Origin of the sequence: Microbacterium hydrocarbonoxydans, from assembly GCF_011752045.1 — a bacterium.
GTDB lineage: Bacteria > Actinomycetota > Actinomycetes > Actinomycetales > Microbacteriaceae > Microbacterium.
On the sequence record NZ_JAAKXW010000001.1, the window covers coordinates 1,651,945 to 1,678,115 of the forward strand.

Consider the following 26,171-nt stretch of genomic DNA (forward strand, 5'->3'; position numbering starts at 1 on the left):
CAGCGTGCCGAGGCGTCCTCGGGAGCCGCCGCGGTCAGCGCCACCAGGTGTCGTCGGGGGTCACCGGGAGGTGCCGCTTGTGCTGCGTGGCCAGGTACTTCGCCTCGATGCGTCCCGCGACCTCCGGGTCCACCTGCTCACCCTCGAGGAAGCCGTCGATCTGCTCGTAGGTGAGCCCGAGCTCGTCCTCGTCGGCACGGCCGGGCTGGCCGTCCAGGAGGTCGGCGGTGGGGACCTTGTAGGCGAGCCGGTCCGGCGCCCCGAGCAGCAGCAGCAGCGAGCGTCCCTGACGCTTCGTGAGGCCGGACAGCGGCAGGATGTCCGCCGCACCGTCGCCGAACTTCGTGTAGAAGCCGGTCACGGCCTCGGCGGCGTGGTCGGTGCCGATCACGAGGAGACGGTCATGACCGGCGAGCGCGTACTGCGTGACCATGCGCACCCGCGCCTTGATGTTCCCGCGATTGAAGTCGCTGATGTCGCTGGTGACGGCGAACTCGATGTCCTCCTCGACGCCGTCGACGCCGTTCTGGATGTTCACCTCGACGGAGGAGTCCGCGGCGATGAAGGCGAGCGCGGCCTCGGCGTCCGCGGCGTCCTTCTGCACCCGGTACGGCAGCCGCACGGCGAGGAACTTCGCGTCACCGCCTTCGGCGCGCACCCGCTCCACGGCGAGCTGGGCCAGACGCCCGGCGAGCGTCGAGTCCTGCCCGCCGGAGATGCCGAGGATGTACCCCCTCGCTCCGGTGGCGCGCAGGTAGTCGACGAGGAACTGCACACGGCGCTCCACCTCGGCTGCGGGATCGATCTCGGCCTTCACGCCGAGCGCTTCAGAGATCTGCTGCTGCAGGGTCACGGGGGCTCCTCCACTCTTCCTCGACCCAGTATCACCCGAGAGTGTTACGCGGGGATGACACATCGTCCGCTCAGGTGACGCCTGAGAGGATGAGGCAGTGAAACTTCTCGTCGCCGCTCTCGAATCCGAGCTCTCCGCCTTTCCCGCGACCCTCCCCGGCTTCGACCGGCTCGTGACCGGACCGGGGAAGCTGCAGGCGACGTACGCACTGACCCGCGCACTCGACGCGAACGCCTACGAGGAGATCGTCGTGGTCGGCACCGCCGGCGGTATCGACCCCGCCCTCGAGCATCGCGTGCACGAGGTGGGCACCGCGTTCCAGCACGACGTCACCGATCTCGACGGCATCTCCGGTCAGCACGTCTCGCTGCCCGCCCGCGTCGCCACCGGCCGCGACGGGGTGCTGATCGCCACCGGCGACCACTTCGTCGACGATGCCGAGGTCACCGCGGTGATCCGCCCCACCGGCGCGTCCCTCGTCGACATGGAGACCTACGCGTACATCTGGGTGGCCGGACAGTTCGACGTGCCGATCCGGGTCTTCCGCGCCGTGTCCGACAGCGCGGAGGACGGCGCCCTCACCGACTGGCGCGACGCCGTCGCCCGGTGCAGCGCCCAGCTGCGCGCCTTCATCCTGGAGGAGTACGGGGTCTGAGGTCCGCCGGGCCGCTCTCAGCGCGCCTCGATCACGCTCGGACCGCTGTCGGTCGCGCGCACCGTCAGCTGCGCGGGGATCTGCTCCTGCATCGCCTCCACGTGGCTGATCACCCCGACAGTCCGCCCGCCCTGACGCAGCTCGTCGAGGGTGCGCATGGCGACGTCCAGCGTGTCGCCGTCGAGCGAGCCGAACCCCTCGTCGATGAAGAGCGTGTCGAGGCGGATGCCGCCGGCGCGCGCCGTGACCACCTCCGCGAGGCCGAGGGCGAGCGCGAGGGAGCTGAGGAACGTCTCACCGCCGGAGAGCGACTGCGCCGGACGGGTCTGTCCGGTGAAGGCGTCGAACACGACGATGCCGAGACCGGAGGCCGCTCCGCGCGCCGCGAGGGCGTCGGAGTGCTGCAGCCGATAGCGACCGGCGGACATGTCGGCGAGACGCCGGTTGGCGGCCTCGACGATCTCCTCGAGCTCGGCGGCGAGCACGAAGGTCTCCAGGGTCATCTTGCGGGTGTTCTCGCCGCGCCCCGCGATGGTGTCGGCGAGCCCTCGGAGCACCTCGAAGTCCGCCGCGTCCTCTGCGGTGCGCGCATGCTCGGCGGCGGCCGAGTCGATGAGACCCGCGAGGCGCTCGGCGGCGGCTGCGGCACGGCTCGCCTCGTCGACCGCCGTCGACCAGGCAGCCCGGGCCTCGGCCGCGGCCTGCTCCGCCGGGGCGGTGTCGATGGGGTCCTCCGGCAGAGTCCGAAGCTCCAGGTCGAAGAGGATCGACCGCTCCTTCTCGCGCTGCCCGGCGTGGGCCGCGATCCGGGCGTCGATCGCCTCCTGCGCGGCGGGCGAGCGCAGCGCCAGCTCCGCATCCGCGACCTCGTCGAAGTCGGATGCCGCCAGCGCGGCGTCCTGCTCCATCGTGGCGTCCGTCGCGGCGACGGCGCGGCGGGACACCTCGGCGATGGCGGCCGCGAGGGTGCGCGCCGCCGCCACCTGGGCGGTGATGTCGGCGAGGCGTGCGGCGACGGTGTCGAAGGAGCCACGGGCTTCGGCGATCTGCGTGTCCGCCTCGGCACGACGCTGGGTGACGAGCGCGAGCTCCTCCCGCGCGGCGGCGACCGCCGCCGTGTCCTCGGCGTGCGCGCGGTCGAGCTGCTCGCCACGCTCGGCGAGCTCCCGCAGCCGGGCGTCGAGGCTCTTCACGGTCTCGGCGGCCCTGACCGCTTCGGCGAGCTCGGCATCCGCAGCGTCGAGATCGGCGGCCGCCTGCTCTGCGGTGCGGCCGTCGGCGCGGGCCTCCGCGGCCGCGAGGGCCGCACGCAAAGAGGAGACGCGTTCGGATGCGGTGCGCTCGACCGCCGAGGCGGCGTCGCGGGTGCGCTCGGCCTCCTCGACGTCCTCCGCCGACACCGGATCCGCGTGCTCGGCCGGCGCGGGATGCTCCACGGAACCGCAGACGGGGCAGGCCTCGCCCTCGAGCAGCCCGGTGGCGAGTTCGCCGGCGAAGCCCTCCAGCCGCCGCTTGCGCAGCCGGGCGAGAGCGCTCTGCACCTCGGAGTGCGCGTCGGTGGCGGCGAGCAGGTTCCGCTCCGCGGCCTCCTGCTCCGCACCGAGTCGTGCCACCTCCTCCGCACCCGCCCTCCGCGCTTCGGCGGCCGCACGGGATGCGGTGAGGTCCGGCACGCGGTCGGCGCGTCGCCGCGCCTCGTCGCGCTCTGCGGTGAGCGAAGCGACCTGCGCGGGCAGGGCGGTTCGCTCCGCCTCCCCCTTCTCCAGGCGAGCGGATGCCGCGGCGAGCCGCTCCTCGGCGGCGAGCACCTGCGCCGCCAGCGCGGGCGCCTGGCTCTCGAGATCGCGGGCGCGCTCCCAGGCGCCGCTCTCCCTGGTGCGCGCGGTGGCCCAGTTCTCGAGCGAGTCCTCGGTGACGGGGTCGACGTCGAGGGCGAGGGCCTCCCACGCGGCTCGCGCCGCCCGCTCGCTCTCCTCGGCCGCCTTCAGTGCGATGCCGGCTCGGGAGGCAGACGTGATGATCGCGCGCAGCCCCTCCGCCGCACGAGCGCGTTCGAGCTCGGTGCGCGCGGCCGCGATCTGCGGCGCTTCCGCGTCGAGGCGGTCGAGGGCGGCGCGGGCCCGATCGCGCTCCTGCTGGGCGCGCCGCTCCTCCCGCGTGGTGGCGAGGGCCTCGTCGGCCTCGGCCGAGCGCTTCTCGGCATCCCTGCGCTCGGCCTCCCGGCGTTCGGCGCGGTAGTCCGCGCGGGATCGCGCCCGGCGCAGCTCCTCGAGTCGCTCCTCTGTGGTGACCGGAGCCGGAGCCTCGGCGCCGTCGGCGGAGGGATCGGCGTGCAGGGAGGCATCGGCCACGAGCCGCTCCGCCTCCTCGATCCGCGCGGTGACGGTCGCGAGCCGGGCGCCGAGCACGTTCTCGGCGACACGACGCCTCTCCTCGAACCGAGCTTGCACGTCTTCGAAGCGCTCGGTGCCGAAGAGCCGGCGCAGCAGCGCCTGCCGGTCCTTGCTGTTCGCGAGGAGGAACTCCGAGAAGCGGTTCTGGGCGAGGAGGATCACCTGCAGGAACTGCTCCCGGCTGAGCTGCAGGATCTCGTCGAGCTCGTTCCCGACGTCGACGGCCCTGGCCGCACGCCCGACCCAGCCGAGCTCGGTCCATTCGTCGAGCGCGACCGCCGGCGCCTGCTTGGTCATGCCGCCGCCGCGCTTCGCCGGGCGGAGGTACTCCGGCGATCGCGTCACGCGGTACCGGCCGGCGGGGGTGCTGAACTCGACGACGACCTCGGACACGTCGTCGGGCTGACAGTGGTCGCTGCGCAGCCGCTTCTCCCCGGTGTCGTAGCGGGGAACCCCGCCGTACAGGCCGAAGCAGACGGCGTCGAGGATGCTCGACTTTCCGGCGCCCGTGCGCCCCGCGATGAGGAAGATTCCGTCGTCGGCGAAGGCGTCGAAGTCGACGACCTGGCGTGCGCGGAACGGGCCGAATCCCTCGACCTCCAGACGGTGCAGCCGCACTAGACGAGCGCCTCCGCGCGGACGGCGTCGTCGAGCACCTCGCGGATGAGCTCGGCCTCGCGCTCGGTGGGCCCGTGACCCGCGCGCACGTGCTCGAGGAACGCCTCGATGCGATCCGTGTCGGTCGCGGCGGTGCGCAGGCGCTCGGAATAGGAGCGCACGTCGGCGGCCGAGGTCGCCGCAGGCTGGTGCTGGACCATCGCGCAATGCGGGTACCGCTCACGCAGCCGCCGCATCGGCTCCGTCTGCGGCAGCGTGTCGGTGTAGATCGCGCACACCCAGTCGTCGGCGTGCGCGACGACGTTGTCGGCGGAGAGGATCTCGTCCAGCGTGCCCGTGAGAGTCACCAGCCGACGGGGGACGGGGAGGTCCAGCCACTCGGCCGACGCGAAGCCGTCGGCGTCGAGCTCGACCAGCCACGAGCCGCGCGGCTTGTGCTGCTCGCCGAAGCTGTAGTGCAGCGGAGCGCCGGCGTACCGCACGCGCTCGCTGAGCTGCTGTCGGCCGTGGATGTGGCCGAGGGCGACATAGTCGGGACCGTCGAACACGCTCAGCGGCACGACGTCGAGCCCGCCCTGGCGCACCTCGCGCTCCAGGCCCGCCGTCGCCTCGACGCCGGCCGCGAAGCAGTGGGCGATCGCGACCGAGCGTCCGGCATGCTGCCGCATGCCGTCACGGACCAGCTCCATCGCGTGCGCCATCGTCTGCGCCTGCGTGCGCAGCGTGGCCTCCGGCCAGTGCTGCCGCACGATCGCCGGTTCGAGGTAAGGGATGCCGTAGAAGTGCACGGGGCCGTCGGCATCCGCCACCGTCACCGGCTCGCCGATGGCCCGCGGATCGGTGAGGACGTGGATGCCGTCGCGCAGGAGCCGCGCCTGGAAGCCGAGCCGCGCGGCGGAGTCGTGGTTGCCGCTCGTGACGATGACGCGCGCCCCCGTCTCGTGCAGGGCGACCAGCGCGTCGCCGAGCAGCGTGTACGCGGCGCCGGACGGGGTCGCGGAGTCGAAGACGTCTCCCGCGACGAGCACGACGTCGACGTCGTGCTCGCGAACCTGCACGGTGACCGCGCCGAGCACCTCGGCCAGCGCGTCCATGGTCGAGGTGCCATGGAAGGTGCGGCCGATGTGCCAGTCGGACGTGTGCAGGATTCGCATGTTCACACGGTACGAAGGGCCTCCGACATCGGCCGCCAGGCGTGCCGCGGGAGCCTCAGGTCGGCAGGCGCGCGTCGTAACAGTGCGTCACAGAGATCTCGTCATCGTGTACGCAGCAGTGAGCGGTGCTCCGGGTTCGCCGCGAACCAGTCCGCGACGTACCAGCAGACCGGGTCGACCTTCCGATCGCCGCGCCGCTCGATGTCGGCGACGGCCCCCTCCACGACCCTGGCCGCATAGCCGTGACCGCGGAAACTCGGGACCGTGTAGGCCCTGGTGAGGGCGATCGTGCGCCCGTCGTCGCGGTAGTCGAGCACGCTGATCAGGTGTCCGTCACGGGTCAGGGTGTAGCGCGAGGCATCCTTCTCATCGGTCAGGATGAAGCCTCCGACGGTGTGGGAGATCGTCATTCGAGCAAGGCTACGCGCGCAGATGAGCATCCGGGCCGTTTTGACACGCAGGGATTTATTACGACATAATCCCCCCATGACCACCAACGCACGCCCTTTGTCCGCCCAGGAGGCGAACGGGACTGCCGGGATGATGATGCCCGGTCGCGTTGGCATGTGTTGCCGAATGTGTCGCTGAACGAACAGCCACCCCGCCTGACCTGACTCTCGCGATCTGCGAGATCGGCGTCATCGAGCATCCACCCTTGCTCGCTTCCACCGGCTCCGCCGGTCATTCATGCAACGCGCCAGAGCCCGTCGGCTCACCGTCTTCAAGGACTCCATCATCATGTCGAACACCGCACTCCTCGAGCGTCCCGCCGCCTCCGCCACCGTCCGCACCGTTCGCCCGCAGGCAGCCGCCGCCGCTCCCGTGGCCGCAGACCTCCCCGCCGTCCGCTCGCCGCGCGGCTTCGCCCTCTACGTCGGCCTCGACGAGATCAAGGCCGCCGAAGCCGGAGTGAGCCTCCCCCTCCTCGTCGACGCCCTGCGCCGCACGCTCGCCGAGCTCGCACCGGCCGCAGAGACCCACGCGACCGTGGCGCTCGCCCCGCACGGCTCCGGCGGCCGCGACCTCGACGTCGTGCGCCTGGCCCTGCACGAGCCCGGCGCGATCGCCCGCACCAAGGCCGCGGCCGAGGAGGAGACCGCTGTCGACGAGGGCGGAGTCGTCGTCGACATCTCCCGCAAGCGCGTCCTCATCGACGGCGAGAACTCCTCCTTCACGTACAAGGAGTTCGAGCTCCTGCAGTACCTCGTGCTCCGCGAGGGCCGTACCATCGAGCGCAGCGAGCTCGTCTCCGCCCTCTGGCAGGCGCAGGACGACGAGACCCCCGGCGAGCGCACCATCGACGTGCACGTCCGCCGCCTCCGCGCCAAGCTCGGCCGCTACGAGGACATCGTGCGCACCGTGCGCGGCATCGGCTACCGGTTCGACCGTCACGCCGACGTCGTCATCCGCTACGGCCACGGCACCCCCTCGCCCGACCGCTTCTGATCCCAGCCCGGGCTCCCGAGACCCCAGGCTCCCGCCGAGACCCCCAGCTGCCGGCGTCGGCAGGGCGGGGTCTGGACGACAGAGCGGGGTCTCGACGGACGAGAGATCCCCACTGTCAGCCTCCCCGCGTAGGGTGGGCGCATGACCCTGACAGCGGATGCCGGCGCGGCCGATGCCGCACCTCCGGCTGCGCCGCTGGAGACGGTCTACCGCCCCTCCGCAGCGGTCGATCTCGGCAGCACCGTGGGGATGCTGCGTCGCGGTCCCGGCGATCCGACGACCGTCGTCGACGGGCCGGTCATCTGGCGGGCACTGCGCACGCCGCTCGGCGCCGCGACGCTCGCGCTGCGCGCCTCACCCGGTGAGGTCAGGGCGACGGCCTGGGGCGCCGGCGCCGCGCACGCCCTCGAGCGCGTGCCCGATCTGTGCGGCGCGGGCGACGACCCTGCGGGATTCGACGCGACACGGCATCCGCTCGTAGCCGAGGCCGCCCGGCGCAATCCCGGGCTGCGGCTGACCCGCACGGGCGAGGTCTTCGACGCGCTCGCGTGCGCCGTCATCGAGCAGAAGGTCACCGGACTGGAGGCGTTCCGCGCGTGGCGCCTGCTCGTCTCGCGGTTCGGCGAACGCGCGCCCGGCCCGACACCGCGGCCGATGTCCGCGGCGCCCTCCCCCGACGCCTGGCGCCGCATCCCCTCCTGGGCGTGGCACCGCGCCGGCGTGCAGCCGCCGCAGTCGAAGACCCTCGTGCGCGCGGCAGAGCGCGGCGACCGCATCCATCGCGCCGTCCTCGCCGCCTCCACCGGGCCCGACCGCGACCGTGTGCTCACCAGCCTTCCCGGCATCGGCGTGTGGACGGCGGCGGAGACCCGCATCCGCGCCCTCGGCGATCCGGATGCCGTGAGCGTGGGCGACTACCACCTCGCGCACGAGGTCGGCTACGCCTTGACCGGGCACCGCACGGATGACGACGGGATGCTCGAGCTCCTCGCCCCGTGGGCGGGTCAGCGCCAGCGCGTCATCCGCCTGATCCTGGCGAGCGGAGTGCGTGAGCCGCGTCGCGGTCCCCGTCTCGCCCCCGAGGACCACCGCCGCCGGTGAGGCTCTAGGCTGAGCCCATGCCCCGGCTCGTGCTCCGCCTCCTCATCACCGCAGGACTCCTCGTCCTCGGCATCGTCATCGGGCTGATCTTCGAGAACGTCTGGCTCGGCGTGCTGCTCGCCGCGATCGCATGGTTCGGCTGGTTCCTCGGCTTCGAGTCGCGTCGCGGGCACAACCAGGGCGTGAACGACGAGGATCACGGCATCGAGCTCTGAGGCCGCACGCGGCGGCTCCTGCGGCACGCGCGTCGACTTCACGGGATCTCGTCGAGTGCACGGGATGTCGCCGCGTGCACGGCGTCCCGAGGTCGACGAGCCGTCCATTCGCCGACTTCCCGCGAACTCGCCGCGGCACCCGCCACGGTGACTAGCCTGAATCCATGATCCGACCCGAATCCGGCTTCTCGATCGAGCGCCGCGGCCTCGAGCTGCGCTTCCGCATGGCGACCCTCGCATCGCGCGAATGGCTGGCACCCGATTACGTCCGCGTCCGCCTGAGCGGAAGCGGCCTCGCCGGTTTCGACTCGCTCGGCTGCGACGACCACATGCGCCTGTTCTTCCCGACCGGGCCCGTGGACTCCCCTGAGGAGCTCCGCGCCGCCCCGAACCGCGAGTACACCCCACTCGCCTGGGGCGAGGACTGGCTCGACGTCGAGTTCGCCGTGCACGGCGACGAGGGCGTCGCCGCCCCCTGGGCCGCGAACGCGCCTCTCGGCTCGCCCGTCGGCGTCGGCGGTCCTCGCGGATCGGCCGTGATCACAGGCGCTCCCGACTCCTGGTTCCTCGCGGGTGACGAGACCGCGATCCCGGCCATCCGCCGATTCGCCGCCCTCATCCCCGAGGGCGCTCCGGCGCGCATCGCCATCGAGACCTCCGAAGCGGCCGGCGAGGTCGCGATCGACGCCCCGGTCGGCATCGAGTGGCTGCACCGAGGCGACGCCCCCGCAGGCTCCGCGCTCATCGGCTTCCTCGGCGGGCTGGCGGATCCAGTCGGCGACGACCCGTTCGTCTTCATCGCAGCAGAGCAGTCGATCGTGAAGCCTGGCCGCGCGCTGCTGGAGCGCTGGGGTGTCGACACTGCGCACGCCGTCGTGAAGGGGTACTGGAAGCGCGGCGAGGCCGAGTACCACGCCCCGCACTGAGACGCGCCGCCGCCGCCGTGCGCAAGACTGGGACGCATGGCATTCGTCGATCACCTGGGCATCACCGTCGCCGACCTGGAGCGGGGACGCGCCCAGTTCCACCCCGTCCTGACCGCGCTGGGCTACGAGTTCGGCAGCGAGGCGGAGGGTGGACTGTCCTGGCATCGCGGCGACGACACCGAGATCATCGTCTTCGCTCCGCGCGAGGAGAGCAGCGGTCCGCACGTGCACGGCCGCGTCGGCTGGCAGCATCTCGCGTTCTCGATCGATTCGCCGGAGGAGGTCGACCGGCTGCACCGGGTGGCCGTCGACGCCGGCTGGACGGCGGTCCGCGAGCCGAAGCTCTACCCGCGCTTCAACGAGCGGTACTACGCCTCCTTCGTCGAGGACGACAACGGCATCCGCTTCGAGTTCATGTACAACCCGCCGCGGGAGTCCTGACGGAGTGATGTCGGCACCATCCCCCAGACTGGGAGGATGGCGACCTTCGATCACATCGGCATCTCCGTCGAATCCGTCCCGGCGGCATCCGCGCAGTTCCATCCCGTCTTCGAGGCGCTGGGCTACGTGCGCGCGCGCGACGCCGAAGACCACGCGTACTGGCGCAAGGACGACGAACCCGAGGTGCTGCTCTATCCGGCGCGCGACAACGCCGACGGCCCGCACGAGCACGGCCGGGTCGGCTGGCAGCACCTCGCCTACGCCGTCGACTCCCGCGAGGAGGTCGACCGGCTGCACGACATCGCCCTCGACGCCGGCTGGACCGAGGTGCGCGGCCCGAAGGAGTACCCGCGCTTCAGCGCCCGGTACTACGCCGCGTTCGTCGAGGACGCGAACGGCATCCGCCTGGAGTTCATGCACAACCCCAGGGGCTGACCCGCACGGTCGAGACGGGAGAATGGATGCCGTGAGCCTGTTCTCCTTCGCCCCGTCTCACGGCCCGCGCTGGCCGCTGGCGCTGCAGGCGGCGATCGGCATCTCGGCGCCGATCGCGCTGATGACCCTGCTCGGGCAGGCTCCTCTCGGGTACGTGGCAGCCTCGGGAGCGTTCACGGTGCTCTTCGCAGGGAGGGCACCGGCCGTCGACCGGGCGCGCGTGCTGCCGTTCGTGGCCGCGGGCCTCGTCGCCAGCGCGGTCTTCGGCGTGCTCGCCGCGGGGAGCGACCTGCTGGTGAGCATCGGCATCGTGGCGATCGCCGTCGCGGGCGCCGCGCTCGCCTTCGGATTCCGGCTCGGCCCGCCGGGACCGCTGTTCTTCGTCCTCGTCTTCGGCCTCTCGGCGCACGTCGTGGCGACCACGACGATGAGCCCGCTCGTCTACGTCGTCGCCCTCGCGGCCGGATGCGTGTTCTCGTACCTCGTGGCGATGGCGCCGCTGCTCCTCCCCCGGACGCGGGCCGTCTCGGCCCGCCCGCTGCGTGACCTCTTCCCCGGTCCCTCGCTCGACGCGGCCTCACGCATCCTCCTTCTCCGCGTGGCGATCGTCTCGGTGCTCGGAGTGCTCCTCGGCCTCGTCATCGATCCGGCGCGCACCTACTGGGTCGTGGGGTCCGCGGTGGCCGTGGTGGGCGTCGCGGCCGCGCGGAGGGCGGCCTTCCAGCGCGGGCTGCATCGGATGCTCGGCACCGTCGTGGGTGCCGGGGTCTACGCGCTCCTCGCTCTGCTGCATCCGTCGGGACTGTGGCTGGCGCTCCTGCTCGGCGTGCTGCAGTTCGCGATCGAGCTGGTCGTGGTGCGCCACTACGCCCTCGCCCTGGCCTTCATCACCCCGCTGGTGCTGCTCCTGCTCGGAGCGGCGACCGGCGACATCGGATCGATGCAGGTGGCCGGGGAGCGGATCGTGGACACCCTGGCCGGCGCCGCCCTGGGGGCGGCATCCGGACTGCTCCATCCGCGGGCGCCGAAGAAGCGGGCCTGACCCGGCCTAGTGCGGCTCGATCCGCACGGCGCGCTCCGACTCCGGCCAGAGGGCCGCCAGCATCCGCTCGCCCTCCGCGACGACCGCCTCCTCATCGGGGATCGGCGCGAAGGCGCGCACCGTGATCCCTTCCGGACCCGACTTCCAGATGCCGGCCGCGAAGCCGTCGACGAGGAGAGGGCGCGCCGGAAGCAGCAGCACCTTCGAGCGGTGCTCCGTCGGCAGCACGCGGGTGCGGTCGTCGTGGCCGAGCAGCACGTTGTCGAACTCGCCGAGGAAGCGCGGCGGTGCAGGGGTGTCCGGATCGGGAAGCGGCCCATCCGGCACGTCGAGCAGCTCCCGGCCGCGTTCGTCGGCGAAGCGCCGGAGGTCGAGACGCCTCACGACATCGCGGATGCCCGCGAGACCGGTGAACGTGCGGATGTCGGACGTGCTCGCGGGACCGAAGGCGCGGAGGTAGCGCAGCACGAACTCGTCCGGGGCGAGGTCGGTCCCCAACTCGCGCCCGAGCGCGTGCGTCACGGGTGCGAGCAGCGCCCTGCCCGTCTCGCCCCACACACCCCGCGGCGGCAGCTGCATCACGGGTGCGGCGTACGCGACGGCGGCGCCGAGGGCGGCCGGCGCCCGACCCGGCCACCGCTCGGCGAGCTTGCGGCCCACCTCGGCGAGCGGACGCGGGTGCTCGATGAGCAGCTGCGCACCGGCTTCCGCGATCTCGGCGACGTCGAGGCCGTCGAGCTCCCCGCGGAACCCGTTGCGCAGCGCCTGGTCGAGCGTGGGCTGCACGAGCGGGCGCCAGGCGAGTGCGTCCTCGACCGTGTGCAGGTGCACGGTGGCTCGCTGCAGCACCAGCCGCACCATCGACATCTCGGAGATGCGGCGCGCCAGGTCGTGCGGGTCGAAGCCCGACACGCGCGACCAGAGCCCGAGGTACGGCGCCCCGGGCACCTGCGCCTGCACGCCGGCGAGGTGGGCGACGGCCTCCGGCACCGTCAGCTCGGCGCGTTCCAGGAGCAGCTGGCGGGAGAGCAGCGCACGGTTGAGCGCACGTTGCGTGAGCACCGGCCCGGCGGAGATCCTCATGCGCAGGAGAGTACCAACGAACTCCCTTGCGGATGTCCCACCCCCGGCGCAGAATGAGCCTGCAATGCGGGGCCGGCCCACACATCCACACACTCAGGAGCAGCAATGGCGAATCTCAACCCGTATCTCTCGTTCCGCGACGACGCGCGTCAGGCGATGGAGTTCTACCAGAGCGTGCTGGGCGGTGAGCTCGACATCAACGTGTTCTCGGAGTTCCCCGACATGGTGCAGGACCCGAGCCAGGCCGACCTCGTCATGCATGCCCAGCTGACGACACCCGACGGTCTCGTGCTGATGGCTTCGGACACCCCGAGCATGATGACCTACGAGAAGCCGCAGGGCTTCTCTGTCTCGCTGAGCGGGACGGATGCCGCCACCACCCGCGACGTCTGGGCGAAGCTGTCCGAGGGCGGCACGGTCACGATGCCGCTCGACAACGCGCCGTGGGGCGGGCTGTTCGGGATGCTCGTCGACCGCTTCGGGGTCTCCTGGATGCTCAACGGCGACCCCGAGTAGACGACCCGGCTCACGCCGGCTGCACCGCGCGGCAGGCGAGGTGAAGGGCGAGGCGCGCCTCGGGGTCGGCCATGTCGATCCCGAGGAGCTCCTGCACCCGTCGGATCCGGACCATCACCGTGTTGCGATGCAGGCCGAGCGCGGCCGCGGTCGCCGCGATGCCGGACTCGTTGTCGAGATACGCCGACAGCGTGACGAGCAGCTCGCCTCCCGCGTCCTGCAGCGGCGCCAGAAGCGACTGCGCGGCGGGGACGAACGTGTCGTTCCCCGTCCAGGCGAGCAGGAGCTGTTCCAGCCCGAGGCTGTCCACACGGACGAACCAGCCCGTGGCGGACCGCGCGGCGGCGATGCGCGCGGCATCACCCGCCTCGTCGAGCGTGCGGGCCAGGCCCTCGGAGCCGCTCTGCAGCGATCCCACACCTGTCGCCACGGTGAAATCGCGAAGGGCGCCCAGGTGCAGGTCCCGCAGCGCCGCGACCACCCGCTCGACCCGCTCCGGCGAGGGCAGCTCGGGGAAGGTCAGCCAGCCGCTGATCCCGCGCCCGGTCGTCGTCGCGTGCCCCTCCACGTCGATCCCGTTCAGGCCTGCACTGACGGAGCGCAGCAGCGAGAAGGAGTCGAGTCGCCCTCGCGCCACCATGCGGAACCCGAGGTGGTGGCCCCCGGTCCGCCATCCGCGCTCGGACATCCGGCGCTCGACCTCCGCATCGGTCACCCCGCCCAGATCGACGAAGTCGCGAAGCAGACCCGACGAGACTGCGACGTCGTTCACGGCGGCGACCTCGTCGATGAGGATCCGCGCCGCGACCGCCGGCATGGCGATCTCCGCCGCGACGGTCAGCGCCTGCAGCTGCACTTCGCTGACCCCACTCCCGAAGAGCGCCAGGCGCAGTCCGCTCCGGCCGGGGCTGTCGACGCGCACGGATGCGGCGGCGTCATCGCCCGCTCTGGCCCGGTCGATCCACGAATCGAAGCCGATCATCGCGAACAGATGCTCGTCGAGATGGCCGCCCGCTTCGTGGATCACCCCGCCCGCGTCGACGAGGGCGACCCCGACGCCGAGGTTCGCGGCGATGTGCCGCAGCAGGTCGGCGAGGCCCTCCGCCGAGTACTCGAATGACTGCGCGACCTTCCGGACCAGGTGCAACGTGAGCGCATCGCGCGATTCGATGAGCATCCAGCAGGCCCTCGCGAGCTGCACAGGGCGCTCGACGTCGATCAGGCAGAGGCCGATCCAATCGGCGAGCCGGAGCGCCCCGGCATCCATCGCGGCCGCCCCCGGCATGGCCAATCCGGTGAAGCCCCTGTCCCGCACCCGTCTCAGCATCGCGTCCTGCTGCCAGGTCGCTCCCGGCACGCGCGTGGTCAGCACCGCCAAGGATCCCCTCCCGTCTTCCGGGAGATCGGCTTCCTCCCCTTCGACGGCGACGGCATCCCACGCGGCCGTGTCAGGACCGGCGACCCGGCGCAGCCCGCCGTTCTCCGTCTGCGCGAGGAGCGCGCCGAGCTGAAGCCTCTCGCTCATGCGGCATCCAGCCCGGTGAGTCCGTAGGCCGAGGGGACCACCTGTGCGAGGCGATCCGGACGCGCGCTCCACCATGCCGGAGCGGGGATGCCGAGGACGAGCACGTTACGGGCGAGCCGGAGGTCAGTGACCTCGAGGATCTCCCGTGACACGGCGTCGAGGATCACGATCACCGTCGGCGCCGCGGCGACGAGCAGGCCGTCGCTGAGCACCGCCAGCGTCTCCGACCTGGTGACGACCCGGTGGACCACGCCGCTGAGGCCGGCGATCTCCACGGCGTTCACGTGCGGATCATCGGAGGACGGCGAGGCGGACACGATGCGCCCCTCCGCCAGGACCTCGCCGCCCAGTGCGGCGGCGAGCACGGGAACGGGGTCGGCGGCGTGCCGGAGGAACGCCTGGCCGAGCTGCAGCGCGTGCGCGAGATGTCCCTCGATCGCGTGCTCCCGGAGGTCGCCCACGGTGAACCCGCCGAGCACGGCGCATCCGACGCCGCCGGCCTGGATGATCGCGGAGCGGACCACGCGCTCCGCATCGACGGCCCTTGCCGGCTCCACCATGGCGACGCCTCCGGCGCCCGTGTCGCACGCGAAGACGAGACCGGGCACCCGATCGACGAACAGGGACATCTGATCGAGGCTCGGCACCGCACGACCGGAGCAGTCGGCATCGATGACCGTGTGACTGCCGGCGAGCGTGAGCGGAGCGAGACCGTTCATCCCCCCGCCCTCCAGCGAGCAGACGGCCTGCACCGGGTGCCCGAGCCATCGCTCGATCGCGGCGAGAAGCGGGGAGAACGGATCAGCGCCCGGCATCCGCTCCCTGAGGAGCATCGTCGAGCCGACGAAGGCCGCGCCGAGGCACGGTGTCGCAGGGTCGAGGGCGGACGCCGTCTCGACGCGCACCGGCCAGACGTCGGCACGAGCGAGTATGAGCTCGAGCATCGTCGTCGCGCCTCCGCCGCCCGATCCCAGGAGGGCGTATCCGCGGGCGAGCGCCGTCAGGTCCTCGCGCACCAGCTCCATGCGCTCCAGCCTAGGACCGGAAGAGCGTCTCCACCGGGCGGAAGTCCGCGTCGATCCCGAACGCGGACGGGCCGAAGGCGGCGAGCGCCGCGGTCGTGCGCATCATGTCGGGCGTCGAGATGCCGAGCACCCGGACGCGCTGTCCGTAGCGGAGGCCCTCCGTGGTGATCGGCTCGGCCGTCTCATGATCGACGACGCAGATGAGATCGGGCACGATCGCCACCAGCCGTCCGTCCCGGTGTGCCGTGAGGTTCTCGTTCTGGAAGACGATCTCGAACGACTCGTCCGCGTCCGCGTCTGCGTCCAGCGGAGCGATCACGGCCCGGCCCTTCGCGAAGCCGTCTGTGGTGCGGCGCTCGACGTCGACGACCTTGCCGACGCACAGCTCGCGCATGTGCGGGTACAGCGTGGTCGCGAGCGTGGCCGCGATCGCGTCGAACGGCGACCGTTTCTCCTCGCGTGCGATGCGGATGGCGCGTCCGAGGGCGAGCGCCATCGAGAGGGTGCGCGGCACCGCCGTGCGGCGCACGTCGGCTCCCGTCATCGCGTACTCGGCGATGTGCCCCACGCCGCCCAGGCGGATCGTGATGCCGCGCGCGAGCCACTCCATCTGGCGGTCGTCGTCGCCGGTGTCGATGATCACCTTCTCGCCGCGCTCTCCCGCGAGCGCCAGCGGCGAGCCGTGCACGCCGTACACCGCGAAGGTCTCCATGGAGAGCTCGGGGAATGCCCGCCCCATCCCGTCGGCGTCCACCACCGGAAGCCCGGTCTCTGCCGCGACCACGAGCGGGATCATCGAGTTGATCCCGCCGCATTCGATCGGCATGGTCGCACCGGCCGTGCGCCCCAGGTGCTCCTCCAGGGTGCGCAGCGCGAGGGTGGGCTCGGTGCCGGCGGGGATCTTCTCGACCATCACCGTCGGGGCGCCCATCTGCGCGGTCGGGATGACGAAGAGGTCGTCGGCGATCTCGTCGGGGTCGAGGATCGTGATCGAGCGATCGCCGAGCACGCGCTCGACGAGCATCTTGCCGATGTACGGATCGCCTCCTCCTCCCGTGCCGAGCAGGGTCGCCCCGCGGGCGAGGTCGGGGAGGTCGGCGGCGGTGAGCTGCCAGCTCATGCCGCTGCGCCCGTCGAGACCGTGCCGTCGAAGCGATGCGCGGGCATGTCGTAGCCGAAGTACCCCGGGCCCACCATGGCGAGCGCCGCGGACGAGTGCCAGCGCTCGTCGGCGGGGGCAGCGATCACGCGCACACGCTGACCGTAGCGGAGGCCCTCGGTCGTGATCGGCTCGCCCGACTCGCCCTCGAGCACCATGATCAGGTCGGGGGTGGTCGCGAGGATCCGCCCCTCCGACTCGGCGACCAGATGCTCGTTCTGGAACTGCAGCGTCAGGGAGACGCCGTCGTCACCGTCGATCCGCGCGCGTCCCCGGGCGAACCCGGTCGTGGTGGCCCGCTGCACGTCGACGACCTTGCCGTCGAACAGCTCACGGCCCCCGAGGAGCTCGACCGCCGCCGCAACCGGATCGGTCTTCTCCTCGCGCGCCGCCTCGATGCGCTCGCCGATGGCGATGCAGCGCGACAGCGAGCCGCTGACCAGCGATTCGCGGGCGGCGGCGCCGGACATGGAGAAGCCGGCGATCATCACCGAGCACCCCATCTCGACGCAGGCGACGCGCGCGATGCGCTCGGTCCAGGAGTTGTCGGCGGTCTGCAGCACCCCGATGTTCCCCTTCTCGTCGCCGAAGGCGAAGGGAGAAGCCGTGATGCCGTAGAGCGTGGGCAGCACCATCTGGAGTTCGGGGAACGCCCGGCCCATCCCGTCGGCATCCAGCAGCGGGAGTCCGAGCGCGGCCGCGGCGGCGATCGGGATCGTGGAGTTCACGCCGCCGACCTCGGCGCACGCGATGTGGGTCACCGGGCGGCCCAGCTGGGCGCCGAGCGCCTGCACGGGCTTGATGACCTCGTCGAGGCTGGGGAGCTTCTCGACCATCACGGTCGGCGCCCCCATCATCGCCACGAACAGCACGTGCGCGTCGTCGGGCACCTCGTCGAGATCGAGCACGGTGACGGCGCCCGCGGCGAGCGCCTGGCGTGCGAGCAGCGCCCCGATGTACGGGTCCCCGCCGCCGCCCGTGCCGAGCACGGCCGCGCCGCGGGCCAGGGGCTCGATGTGCGAGGAGTCGATCGTCCAGCCCATGTCACACCCCCATGTGCAGGTCGCCGACCGCCTTGACGCGGATGCGCGTGGCGTTGCCCGGCAGGTACGGGATCGGGACCTCATCGAAGTCGATGATCGCCACGGTCGAGGGCTTGGCTCCCGCCGCGACGGCCTTGTCGATCGCCTCTGCGCGCACCTCGGCGATGGTCTCGTCGCGGCGCCCCGGCGCGATCGCGTACACCTTGTCGATCTCGCCGCCGACCTGGGCGATCGAGGCTCCGATCGCGTTCGCGACGGCGTAGTTCTCCGGGCGATGCACGGTGCCGAACATCGGGAGTTCGTCGGGCAGCAGGATCGACCCGCCGCCGACGGCCACGACGGCGATCGGCTCCGGCGACGTGCGCATCCGGTCGACGGCCTCCGAGACGCGCTCCGCGATGCGGTCCAGCACCCGGGCGACGAAGGCAGGGTCCAGGTGCGCGACCTTCGAGGGGTCGCCGACCTGCGCGCGCCCTGCGGCGACCGCGATGTCGGTGGCGGTCAGCGTCGACCCGCCGAAGACGAGCGCTTCCGTGGTGAGTCGGTAGCCGACCGATGCGGGACCGACCTCCGCGGTCTCCTCGTCGACGATGCTGCCGCCGCCGATGCCGAGCGACAGCACGTCCGGCATCCGGAAGTTGGTGCGGATGCCGGCCACCTTCACCTCGTTCGCGGTCTCCCGCGGGAATCCGTTGATGAGCAGGCCGATGTCCGCCGTGGTGCCGCCCACGTCGATCACGGCGCAGTCGCTCAGACCGCTGGTGGCGGCCGCCCCGCGCATCGAGTTGGTGGGGCCGGACGCGAAGGTCGCCACCGGGTAGCGGCGCACGTACTCCTCATCCATGAGAGTGCCGTCGTTCTGGCTGAGGAAGATCGGCGCCTCGATGCCCTGCGCGCGCACGGCGGAGGTCAGGCCGTCGACGATCTCGGCGGCGAGCTCGCGCAGCGCGGCGTTGATGATGGTCGCGTTCTCGCGCTCGAGCAGGCCGATCCGGCCGATCTCGTGCGACAGCGAGATCGCGACGTCGGGACCGAGCACGTCGCCGACGATCTCGGCGGCCTGGACCTCCAGGTCGTGGTTGACCGGGCTGAAGACCGAGGAGATCGCGACGGAGCGGATGCCGTTCGCCTTCATGTCCTCGGCGTGCGCGCGCAGCTCGTCGGGATCGAGCGGGGAGATCGGACGGCCGTCGAACTCGTAGCCGCCGTGGGCGAGATAACTGCGCGCCTTCGTCGCCTCGAGGAGCACCTCGGGCCAGTCGACGAGGGGCGGGAGCGCGCGGGTCGCCGGCAGACCGAGCCGGAGCGCGGCGGTCGGAGCCAGCCGGCTCGCCTGCACGAGCGCGTTGATGAAGTGCGTGGTGCCGATCATCACCGCGTCCACGTCCGTCCCCTCGAACGGATGCCGCGCCCGCAGGTCCTCGATCGCGTGCACGATGCCGCTCGTGACATCCGGGGTCGTGGAGTGCTTCACGCCCGCGAGGGTGCGCGTGCCGTCCATCAGGACGGCGTCGGTGTTCGTCCCGCCGACGTCGATGCCGATGTGCATGATTCTCGCTTCCTGTGTGGGAGGGTCAGGCGCCGACGGGCGCGGAGTCGGACGCAGGGGCCTGCCGGGTGGTGGCGACGCCGACGCCGCGGACGAGGCCGAGCTTGCCGGCGATCACGTAGAGCGCCATCGAGAGGAACAGGCTCAGCAGGGACGGGATCCCCCAGGTGACGAAGTAGCCGACCAGGGAGGAGACCAGCCAGACGACGATCGTCGCGGGAACGATGCGCGGAGCGGTCGCGGGGAGCGTCCCGGCCGGACGGGTCGCGTCGAGCTCGGGACGCCACCGGCGCACGATGTAGTACTCGGCGACCATGATGCCGGCGATGGGCGGGAAGGCGACGCTGAGGATGATCAGGAACGACGTGAACTGCCCCAGGATGCCGACGGCGGCCAGCACCGAGCCGACGACGCCCAGCACGATGGTGGTGCTGACCCGGTGGAGGTTCTTCCCGAACGCCGTGGAGATGAAGTTCACCAGTCCCAGCGAGGACGAGTAGAGGTTCCAGTCGTTGATCTTCAGCGTGCCGGTGAGCACGATGAACAGGCCGATGAAGCCGACCGACGAGGTGACGATCGCGACGATGTCGCCGGTGCCGGCTGCGTGGGCGAGGAGCACGCCGGCGAGGCCGATCACGAACTCACCGAGCGAGACTCCCACCACGGTCTGCTTGACGACGTCGGCGCGCGAGCGGTTGTAGCGGGTCATGTCGCCGGTGATGATCGCGCCGACGATGAGTCCGCCGGCGACGATGCCGGTGCCGGCCCAGACGCTCATCGCCGGACCGGGCGCGGGACCGGTGAGCAGCTCGCCGAGGTCGTGGCGGCTGAGTTCGGTGATCACCGACCAGCCGACGAGGATGAGGAACAGGGGGACGGTGACGTTCGCCAGCCACTGCATCCCGACGAAGCCGAATGCCACGATGGCGGTCACGGCGAGTCCGAAGATCAGGCTCCATGCCCAGACCGGGAGGGCACCGGGCATGAGGGCGTCGAGGGACTGTGCGGAGATGGCGGACTGGATGCCGAACCAGCCGATGAGGCTGATGCCGATGGCGAGGCCCACGAGGGAGGCGCCGATCTCGCCGAAGCCGGTCCAGCGCGCGAGCAGCGCGGTGTTGAGGCCCTCGCGCTGGCCGATGAAGCCGACCACGCACATGATCACCTCGAGGATGATCGAGCCGAAGAGGAAGGCGAGGACGGCCTCGCCGAAGGTCATGCTGTAGCCGAGAGTGGCTCCGAGGAGGAACTGCGAGAGCGCCGAGACCTGACCGAATCGCTGCACTGCGATTCCGAACCAGGGCTTGCGTGCCTCGGGCGTCACTCGGGAGAGCGCGAAATCGTCGGTGTGCGCCATGCGTGCCATGAGGGATCCTTCGAGAGGAGGGAACGGGTTGTGGCCACAGTAGCCACGGCAGATTCCCGCCGACATGTGCATTTCGCACGAATGTCAGCTCCGAATGCGCACATTGCACATTCGCACAGCGCTCGACGTCAGTGCAGCGCGTGCGTCTCGATGAACGCGCGGAGAGCCGCCGCGTCGTCCGCCATCTCGGTGACGTGCTGCGGCGCATCGAGCATCGCTCGCAGCTCGGCCGAGTACTCGAGCTCGACGTCGATCGCCTCGCGGATCGTCTCGGCGAACTTCTGCGGCTTCGCGGTCTCGAGCACCAGCATGGGGACGCCGGACTCGACGTACTCGCGCGCGACCTTCACGCCGTCGGCGGTGTGCGGGTCGATGATCTCGCCCGACGCCTCGTGCACAGCACGGATCGTCTCGAGCCGGTCGGCGTGCGTGGACGTGCCGCTGACGATGCCGAACTCGTCCTCGAAGCGCGCGAGGTCGGCGGTGAAGTCGAAGAAGCCCTGCTCGTCGAGCTCGCGCCAGGCGGCCGTGACCCGGGCGGGGTCGCGGTCGACGAGCTCGAAGATGAAGCGCTCGAGGTTCGACGCCTTGGAGATGTCCATCGACGGGCTGGAGGTCGCGAGCGTCTGCTCCGCACTGCGCGGGCGGTACACGCCGGTGCGGAAGAACTCGTCGAGGACGTTGTTCTCGTTCGCGGCGAGGACGAGGCGGCGGATCGGCAGCCCCATCTCCTTGGCGTAGAAGCCGGAGAGGATGTTGCCGAAGTTGCCGGACGGCACGGTGAACGAGAGCTCGGTCCAGCCGCCGGCATCCGTCGCCCGCAGCCACGCCCAGAAGTAGTAGACGACCTGGGCGGTGATGCGCGCGAGGTTGATCGAGTTCACCGCGCCGAGGTGCTGGGTGCGCTTGAAGTCGAGGTCGCCGGCGAGCTCCTTGACCAGGTTCTGGCAGTCGTCGAAGACGCCGTCGACGGCGATGTTGTGGATGTTCTCGTCGTCGAGGGAGAACATCTGCGCCCGCTGGAAGGCGCTCATGCGCCCCTGCGGCGACAGCATGAAGACCGAGATGCGCTCCTTGCCGCGAAGCGCATGCTCAGCGGCGGAACCGGTGTCTCCGGAGGTCGCGCCCAGGATGTTCAGCGTCGAGCCCTTGCGCTCCAGGGCGTACTCGACGACCTGACCGAGGAACTGCATCGCCATGTCCTTGAACGCCAGCGTCGGCCCTTCGGACAGGCCGACGAGCGTGATGCCGCCGTCGATCTCGCGCAGCGGAACGACCTCCTCGGGGAAGTCCGTGTAGGCCGCCGCCGTCATCCGGGCGAGATCCGCCCGCGGGATGTCGGTGGCGAACAGCCCCAGCACCTCGGCCGCGAGCTGCGGATAGGTGAGGGCGCGCCAGCGCTCCAGCGTCTCGCCGTCGACCGTCGGCATCACCTCGGGGACGGCCAGGCCTCCGTCTGGTGCCAGCCCTTCGAGCAGCGTCTCGCAGTACGGCAGCGGCTGCATGCCGCCTCGGGTGGAGATGTACTGCACAGGGGGGCTCCTTGCTTCGGACTCGGCGCGGGATTCCATTCTCTCAGTTGCCGGGTGCCGGATGACGCGAAGCGGTGCTCGGCCCTCAGAACAGGCCGGCCGGCAGCGCGCCCTCGTGCTCGAGCAGCCAGCGCTTGGTCTCCAGACCGCGACCGGGATCGCCGCCGGAGTACCCGCCGAGGCCGTCGCCGGCGACCACCCGGTGGCAGGGCACGATCAGCGGCACCGGGTTCGCCCCCATGATGGCGCCGATCCCGCGGGCGGGCACGGTGGTGCCGCTGCGCGCCGCGAGCCCGCCGTAGGTGACGGTCTCGCCGTGACCGACCGTGTCGTGGAGCGCAGAGAGCACGGCGCTGGTGGCCGCGGTCTGCGCCCCCAGATCGATCGGCAGGTCGAAGCGCCGCAGAGCGCCGTCGAAGTACGCGCGGAGCTGGGCGAGCGCCTCACGCAGCAGCGCGTCCGGCTCGGCATCCGCCCCGGCGGGCGCGACGGAGCGCCACGTCACGCGCGTGACGGCCGCCCCGTCGCTGACGACCCCGATGACGCCGACCGGCGACTCGATCGTTCCGAAGGAGGGCATGAGCCGAGGTTACCTCCGGGGCAGGACACCGGGTCACCGCGCTCGTCCCAGCTCACGCCACAGCCCCGCCCAGTGCTGCGCGCGAAGCTCGCGCGGAAGCCGGCATCCGGCCGCGCCGGCGGCGTGGAGCGCCGCGCGCGCCCGCGACGGACTGGTCGAAGCCGCGCGGGCGATGATCGCCGGGAGTCCGGATCCTCGCGCCGTGAAGGCCGCGCCGACGAAGGCCTCGTATCGCCGCCGATCGGATGCCGCGACGAGCGGATCCTCGCGCCGGCTGATGGTGAGCAGCCCGCCGTCGACGGCGGGCTGCGGCGCGAACCCCCACGACGGCACCCGCCCCTCGAGCCCGAACTCGAACCAGGGAGCGAGCTGAGCGGTCAGCATCGTGCCACCGCCGATCCCTGCCCGCTTGCGCGCGACCTCCCACTGCGTCAGGAGGACGGCGTGATGCCACGTGCGCGACGCCAGCAGCCGGCGGAGGATCGGCGTCGTGAGATGGAAGGGGATGTTGCCGACGACGACATCGGCGTCGAGTGGATGACGCAGGGCGTCCGCCGCCCGCACCGTCACCGTGGGCAGTGCAGCCTGCAGCCGTCGCGCGCGGTGCTCATCGATCTCGAGCGCGGTGAGCGGGCGCCCGAGGCCGGCGAGGCCGCGGGTGAGCGCGCCGTCGCCCGCACCGAGTTCGAGGATCGAGCCGGGCGTCTGCCGGACGAGGGTGAGGATGCGGCCCAGTGTGGGCCGGTGGGTGAGGAAGTTCTGACCGAGTTCGTGTCGGCCGCCGTGAAGGGATCGAGGCATGGGTGCGCTCCTGAGGAGAGTCGGAGCACCCCGGACGAGGGAGAGGACGCGCTGAGGCATCGAGAGGATCGCCCGTCCCGAGGTGCGAGGGCATCTCGGTGGACGGCGCGCAGACGTGTGCGAGGCTGCCCGCCGTCAGGCGCGGCGGTCGCGGAACACGAGGTTGCGCCCCATCACGGGCGCTGCGCATATCGTTCCCATGGTGTCAGCCTAGCGGCCCCCGCCATCTCGCGTCCCCTCGGACGGCTCCGCCCTGTCCGCAGCATCCGCTTCCTCGTCCGTCACCTGCGCATCGGCGGCTGCGAGTTGCGCGGCCGCCGCCTGCTCCTCCGCCTCGACGGCCGCGGCGATCACGCGGATCGACCACGCCGGCCCCAGAGAGGGCGCGTGGTACCTCTTCCTCCCCTGTGATTCGTCGGAGGGTTCGCCGGCGCCCCACGCGCCGCCGCCTTTCCGGATCGACAATCCTCCACCTCTTCCCGGGACCCCCCAAAGGTCCGCCGCCCATGGCCATGAGCGTCCGAGGAAGAGACGTGCGATCTCGGATTTCATTACGCGGAAGTGCGGAGCGAGACGGAATTCGGCGAACCCGCGTCATGATCCGCGTCGTCCGGAGTCTTGCAAGTGTGACGAAGAGCGAACCGTGGGGACAACACCTTCGCTCCGGCGTCTGAGCCGCCACCCCCCTCCATGGCGCGGCTCGCGGGTGGGGCCCCCTCCCAGGCCCCACCCGCCTTCTCCCCCGGCGCCGCGGCTCCGAGCCGCTCAGATCCAGCCGCGTTCCTCCGCGAGCAGCACAGCCTGCTGTCTCGTGCCGACAGCGAGTTTGGCGAGGACGGCCGAGATGTGGTTGCGCACCGTGCCGGGGGCGAGCGAGAGCGTCCGGGCGATCTGCCCTGTCGTCTCACCCCGGCGGCCGGCCCGCAGCACGTCGAGCTCCCGATCGGTCAGCGGCGGGCGCTCGTCGCTCAGCGCATCCGCGGCGATCTCCGGGTCGACGTAGCGGGCGCCCGCCGCGACCCGGCGGATGACGGCGGCCACCTCGTCGGCACCGCGTGATTTGGGCAGGAAACCCGACACCCCGGATGCCAGGGCGCGGCGCAGCACGCCGGGACGCGCGTGCCGGGTGACCACGACGCAGCGCGTCGCGATCGCCCGATGGAGCCGCTCGGCGACCTGGACGCCGTCGAGCCCCGGCATCTCGAGATCGAGAAGACAGATGTCGGGCCGGAGGCGGAGGGCCTCGGCCACCGCCTGCTCGCCGTCCGCGCACTCCGCGACGACCTCGATGTCGTCCTCCAGCCGCAGCAGCGCGGCGAGGGCGGAGCGGATCATCCCCTCGTCGTCCGCGAGCAGCACCCGGATCATCGCGTCTCCCCGTCTCGCACGGGAACCGTGACGACCACCGTGAAGTCGTCGCCGCCTCGCTGCACGTCCAGCGTCCCGCCGACCTCGGCGATCCGCCGCCCGACGCCCTCGAGCCCGGAGCCGTCCGCCCTCTCCTCCGCCCCCGGCACGGCGTCGTTGTCGATCTCGTAGCGCCAGGCATCCGCCGACCGAGTCAGCGCGAGGCGGGCGCGGCGTCCGCCGCCGTGCCGGAGGACGTTGGTCGTGGTCTCCCGGATGACCGGGCCCAGCGCCGCCGCCGGCGCCTCATCGGCGTCGGCGGCGATCGCCGCCTCGACCTCGAGTCCGGCCGCCGCGAGCAGGTCTCGCGCGTTGGCGAGCTCATCGCCGAGCGGCACGGAGCGGAAGCGCATCGCGAGGTCGCGGGTGCCCTGGCGGGCGTCGTCGACACTGCCGCGCGCCGCCCGCAGCTGCTCGAGCGCCGCAGCCGGATCCCGCTCCATCAGCCGTTCCGCCAGTTCGAGCTGAAGAGCGATCACCTGCAGGTGGTGCCCCTGCAGATCGTGCACGTCCGTCGCGACCCTCAGGCGCTCCTGGGTCGCGGCGAGCCGCGCCTCCGATGCCCGTGCACGATCCAGGGCGACCAGCACGTCCCACCACCAGAGAGTGCTCACCGTCATCACCGGAAGCAGAACCGTGTAGACGGCGGGCAGCCACCACGGGGTGCCGGCCTCGTACACGTCGCGGGATCCGTCGACGAACGCGAGGCCGACGAGCGCCGCGGTCAGCAGGACCACCACGCGGGCACGCACGCCGGAGGGCCAGTTCAGCAGCACCGTCGACTGCACCACGGGCATGACCGCGAACAGCCAGCTCCCGGAGACCAGGCCGCCCACCACGCCGAAGCCGAGGGCGATGATCATCGGCAGGGCGATGCGGGTCCAGGGAACACCCGGCTCCGCATCGATGCGGTGCCGGTAGTCGGCGAGGAGGAGCAGCGTCGACAGCCACCACACGATCCCGCCCGCGCCGAGGACGAGCGGCACCGTGGCTGCGGTGTTCGTCGCGAGCACGCCGAGCGCCCAGACGAGGAGAAGGAAGGCCTCGAAGAACATCACCGCCGACGCCGTGTACCACCAGGTCGCGGTGATGCCGCGAGCCAGCTGCCGTGCTCCGGGTGCCGGCTCGGCCGCCGGGATCGTCGAGGGGGTTCTGCTCACCCGCACCACCATACGGGCGTGACAGATGTCACGGATGCGCCGTGCGTTCCCCCTGGAATCCGGTGACGCCCCGGCACTGCCGGCGACCACGTCGCTCCGATGGACTGGAGCCACGCGACGGAGACACCGCTCGTGCCGCACACACC

Annotated in this window: 26 protein-coding genes; 9 read left to right on the plus strand and 17 right to left on the minus strand. The window is 71.7% G+C overall.

Annotated features, from left to right (window positions below; translation table 11 throughout):
* Positions 1 to 34 precede the first annotated feature (34 nt).
* On the minus strand, positions 35 to 853 hold the full coding sequence (nadE, locus tag G6G98_RS07725) for an ammonia-dependent NAD(+) synthetase (RefSeq protein WP_067348970.1): 819 nt from the start codon (positions 851 to 853) through the stop codon (positions 35 to 37).
* A 97-nt stretch (positions 854 to 950) separates the two neighbouring features.
* Between nadE and G6G98_RS07730 the strand changes: the two genes are divergently transcribed.
* A complete protein-coding gene (locus tag G6G98_RS07730; RefSeq protein ID WP_067348967.1) occupies positions 951 to 1,508 on the plus strand; it encodes a nucleoside phosphorylase in 558 nt (185 codons plus the stop codon).
* Positions 1,509 to 1,525: 17 nt separating this feature from the next.
* On the opposite strand, the gene G6G98_RS07735 is transcribed toward G6G98_RS07730, so the two are convergent.
* The 3 genes from G6G98_RS07735 to G6G98_RS07745 all read right to left on the minus strand — a co-directional run bounded on the left by G6G98_RS07735 (position 1,526) and on the right by G6G98_RS07745 (position 6,083).
* Complete coding sequence (locus tag G6G98_RS07735; RefSeq protein ID WP_164232798.1) at positions 1,526 to 4,519, minus strand: AAA family ATPase; 2,994 nt, start codon at positions 4,517 to 4,519, stop codon at positions 1,526 to 1,528.
* Entirely contained in the window at positions 4,519 to 5,673 is a 1,155-nt protein-coding gene (locus G6G98_RS07740; protein ID WP_164232796.1) for an exonuclease SbcCD subunit D, read from the minus strand. Before G6G98_RS07740 ends, G6G98_RS07735 begins: the two co-directional genes overlap by 1 nt.
* Before the next feature lie 101 nt (positions 5,674 to 5,774).
* The gene (locus G6G98_RS07745) at positions 5,775 to 6,083 is read right to left on the minus strand and encodes a GNAT family N-acetyltransferase (RefSeq protein ID WP_067348962.1); all 309 of its coding nucleotides are present in this window, start codon (positions 6,081 to 6,083) and stop codon (positions 5,775 to 5,777) included.
* A 328-nt stretch (positions 6,084 to 6,411) separates the two neighbouring features.
* Here G6G98_RS07745 and G6G98_RS07750 point away from each other — a divergent pair, with 328 nt between their 5' ends.
* The 7 genes from G6G98_RS07750 to G6G98_RS07780 all read left to right on the plus strand — a co-directional run bounded on the left by G6G98_RS07750 (position 6,412) and on the right by G6G98_RS07780 (position 11,279).
* The gene (locus G6G98_RS07750) at positions 6,412 to 7,119 is read left to right on the plus strand and encodes a winged helix-turn-helix domain-containing protein (RefSeq protein WP_067348958.1); all 708 of its coding nucleotides are present in this window, start codon (positions 6,412 to 6,414) and stop codon (positions 7,117 to 7,119) included.
* 141 nt (positions 7,120 to 7,260) lie between these two features.
* Positions 7,261 to 8,220 (plus strand): DNA-3-methyladenine glycosylase family protein, encoded by a 960-nt coding sequence (locus tag G6G98_RS07755; protein WP_208321436.1) that lies wholly within the window; start codon positions 7,261 to 7,263, stop codon positions 8,218 to 8,220.
* Between the two features lie 17 nt (positions 8,221 to 8,237).
* Positions 8,238 to 8,435 (plus strand): hypothetical protein, encoded by a 198-nt coding sequence (locus G6G98_RS07760; protein ID WP_067348952.1) that lies wholly within the window; start codon positions 8,238 to 8,240, stop codon positions 8,433 to 8,435.
* 164 nt (positions 8,436 to 8,599) lie between these two features.
* The gene (locus G6G98_RS07765; RefSeq protein WP_164232794.1) at positions 8,600 to 9,361 is read left to right on the plus strand and encodes a siderophore-interacting protein; all 762 of its coding nucleotides are present in this window, start codon (positions 8,600 to 8,602) and stop codon (positions 9,359 to 9,361) included.
* A gap of 36 nt (positions 9,362 to 9,397) precedes the next feature.
* The gene (locus G6G98_RS07770; protein WP_164232791.1) at positions 9,398 to 9,802 is read left to right on the plus strand and encodes a VOC family protein; all 405 of its coding nucleotides are present in this window, start codon (positions 9,398 to 9,400) and stop codon (positions 9,800 to 9,802) included.
* A gap of 36 nt (positions 9,803 to 9,838) precedes the next feature.
* On the plus strand, positions 9,839 to 10,237 hold the full coding sequence (locus tag G6G98_RS07775; protein ID WP_164232789.1) for a VOC family protein: 399 nt from the start codon (positions 9,839 to 9,841) through the stop codon (positions 10,235 to 10,237).
* 31 nt (positions 10,238 to 10,268) lie between these two features.
* Positions 10,269 to 11,279: an FUSC family protein gene (locus G6G98_RS07780; RefSeq protein ID WP_164232787.1), complete on the plus strand. Its 1,011-nt coding sequence runs from the start codon at positions 10,269 to 10,271 to the stop codon at positions 11,277 to 11,279.
* A 6-nt stretch (positions 11,280 to 11,285) separates the two neighbouring features.
* Here G6G98_RS07780 and G6G98_RS07785 read toward each other — a convergent pair whose 3' ends face one another.
* Complete coding sequence (locus G6G98_RS07785; protein ID WP_164232785.1) at positions 11,286 to 12,362, minus strand: winged helix DNA-binding domain-containing protein; 1,077 nt, start codon at positions 12,360 to 12,362, stop codon at positions 11,286 to 11,288.
* Positions 12,363 to 12,467: 105 nt separating this feature from the next.
* Here G6G98_RS07785 and G6G98_RS07790 point away from each other — a divergent pair, with 105 nt between their 5' ends.
* Positions 12,468 to 12,878 (plus strand): VOC family protein, encoded by a 411-nt coding sequence (locus tag G6G98_RS07790; protein ID WP_164232783.1) that lies wholly within the window; start codon positions 12,468 to 12,470, stop codon positions 12,876 to 12,878.
* Positions 12,879 to 12,888: 10 nt separating this feature from the next.
* Here the strand turns inward: G6G98_RS07790 and G6G98_RS07795 are convergent, their stop codons facing one another.
* The 12 genes from G6G98_RS07795 to G6G98_RS07850 form a co-directional block, all read right to left on the minus strand.
* Entirely contained in the window at positions 12,889 to 14,403 is a 1,515-nt protein-coding gene (locus tag G6G98_RS07795) for a PucR family transcriptional regulator (protein WP_164232781.1), read from the minus strand.
* Positions 14,400 to 15,428: a DUF917 family protein gene (locus tag G6G98_RS07800; protein ID WP_164232779.1), complete on the minus strand. Its 1,029-nt coding sequence runs from the start codon at positions 15,426 to 15,428 to the stop codon at positions 14,400 to 14,402. Before G6G98_RS07800 ends, G6G98_RS07795 begins: the two co-directional genes overlap by 4 nt.
* A gap of 10 nt (positions 15,429 to 15,438) precedes the next feature.
* Positions 15,439 to 16,548: a DUF917 domain-containing protein gene (locus tag G6G98_RS07805; RefSeq protein WP_067348922.1), complete on the minus strand. Its 1,110-nt coding sequence runs from the start codon at positions 16,546 to 16,548 to the stop codon at positions 15,439 to 15,441.
* Complete coding sequence (locus G6G98_RS07810) at positions 16,545 to 17,630, minus strand: DUF917 domain-containing protein (RefSeq protein WP_164232777.1); 1,086 nt, start codon at positions 17,628 to 17,630, stop codon at positions 16,545 to 16,547. The genes G6G98_RS07805 and G6G98_RS07810 overlap by 4 nt, the downstream gene beginning before the upstream one ends.
* A gap of 1 nt (position 17,631) precedes the next feature.
* Complete coding sequence (locus G6G98_RS07815; RefSeq protein ID WP_164232775.1) at positions 17,632 to 19,179, minus strand: hydantoinase/oxoprolinase N-terminal domain-containing protein; 1,548 nt, start codon at positions 19,177 to 19,179, stop codon at positions 17,632 to 17,634.
* Between the two features lie 25 nt (positions 19,180 to 19,204).
* Positions 19,205 to 20,545, minus strand: a complete 1,341-nt coding sequence (locus tag G6G98_RS07820) for a purine-cytosine permease family protein (RefSeq protein WP_067348912.1) — start codon at positions 20,543 to 20,545, stop codon at positions 19,205 to 19,207.
* A 128-nt stretch (positions 20,546 to 20,673) separates the two neighbouring features.
* Complete coding sequence (thrC, locus tag G6G98_RS07825; RefSeq protein ID WP_164232773.1) at positions 20,674 to 22,077, minus strand: threonine synthase; 1,404 nt, start codon at positions 22,075 to 22,077, stop codon at positions 20,674 to 20,676.
* Positions 22,078 to 22,162: 85 nt separating this feature from the next.
* Complete coding sequence (locus G6G98_RS07830) at positions 22,163 to 22,657, minus strand: methylated-DNA--[protein]-cysteine S-methyltransferase (protein ID WP_164232771.1); 495 nt, start codon at positions 22,655 to 22,657, stop codon at positions 22,163 to 22,165.
* Positions 22,658 to 22,690: 33 nt separating this feature from the next.
* Positions 22,691 to 23,458: a 23S ribosomal RNA methyltransferase Erm gene (gene erm, locus G6G98_RS07835; protein ID WP_164232769.1), complete on the minus strand. Its 768-nt coding sequence runs from the start codon at positions 23,456 to 23,458 to the stop codon at positions 22,691 to 22,693.
* Positions 23,459 to 23,668: 210 nt separating this feature from the next.
* Positions 23,669 to 23,923, minus strand: a complete 255-nt coding sequence (locus tag G6G98_RS07840; protein WP_166706070.1) for a hypothetical protein — start codon at positions 23,921 to 23,923, stop codon at positions 23,669 to 23,671.
* A gap of 300 nt (positions 23,924 to 24,223) precedes the next feature.
* Complete coding sequence (locus G6G98_RS07845) at positions 24,224 to 24,826, minus strand: response regulator transcription factor (RefSeq protein ID WP_067348895.1); 603 nt, start codon at positions 24,824 to 24,826, stop codon at positions 24,224 to 24,226.
* Positions 24,823 to 26,025, minus strand: coding sequence for a sensor histidine kinase (locus G6G98_RS07850; protein ID WP_243842038.1), 1,203 nt, complete (start codon positions 26,023 to 26,025; stop codon positions 24,823 to 24,825). Before G6G98_RS07850 ends, G6G98_RS07845 begins: the two co-directional genes overlap by 4 nt.
* Positions 26,026 to 26,171: the final 146 nt, after the last annotated feature.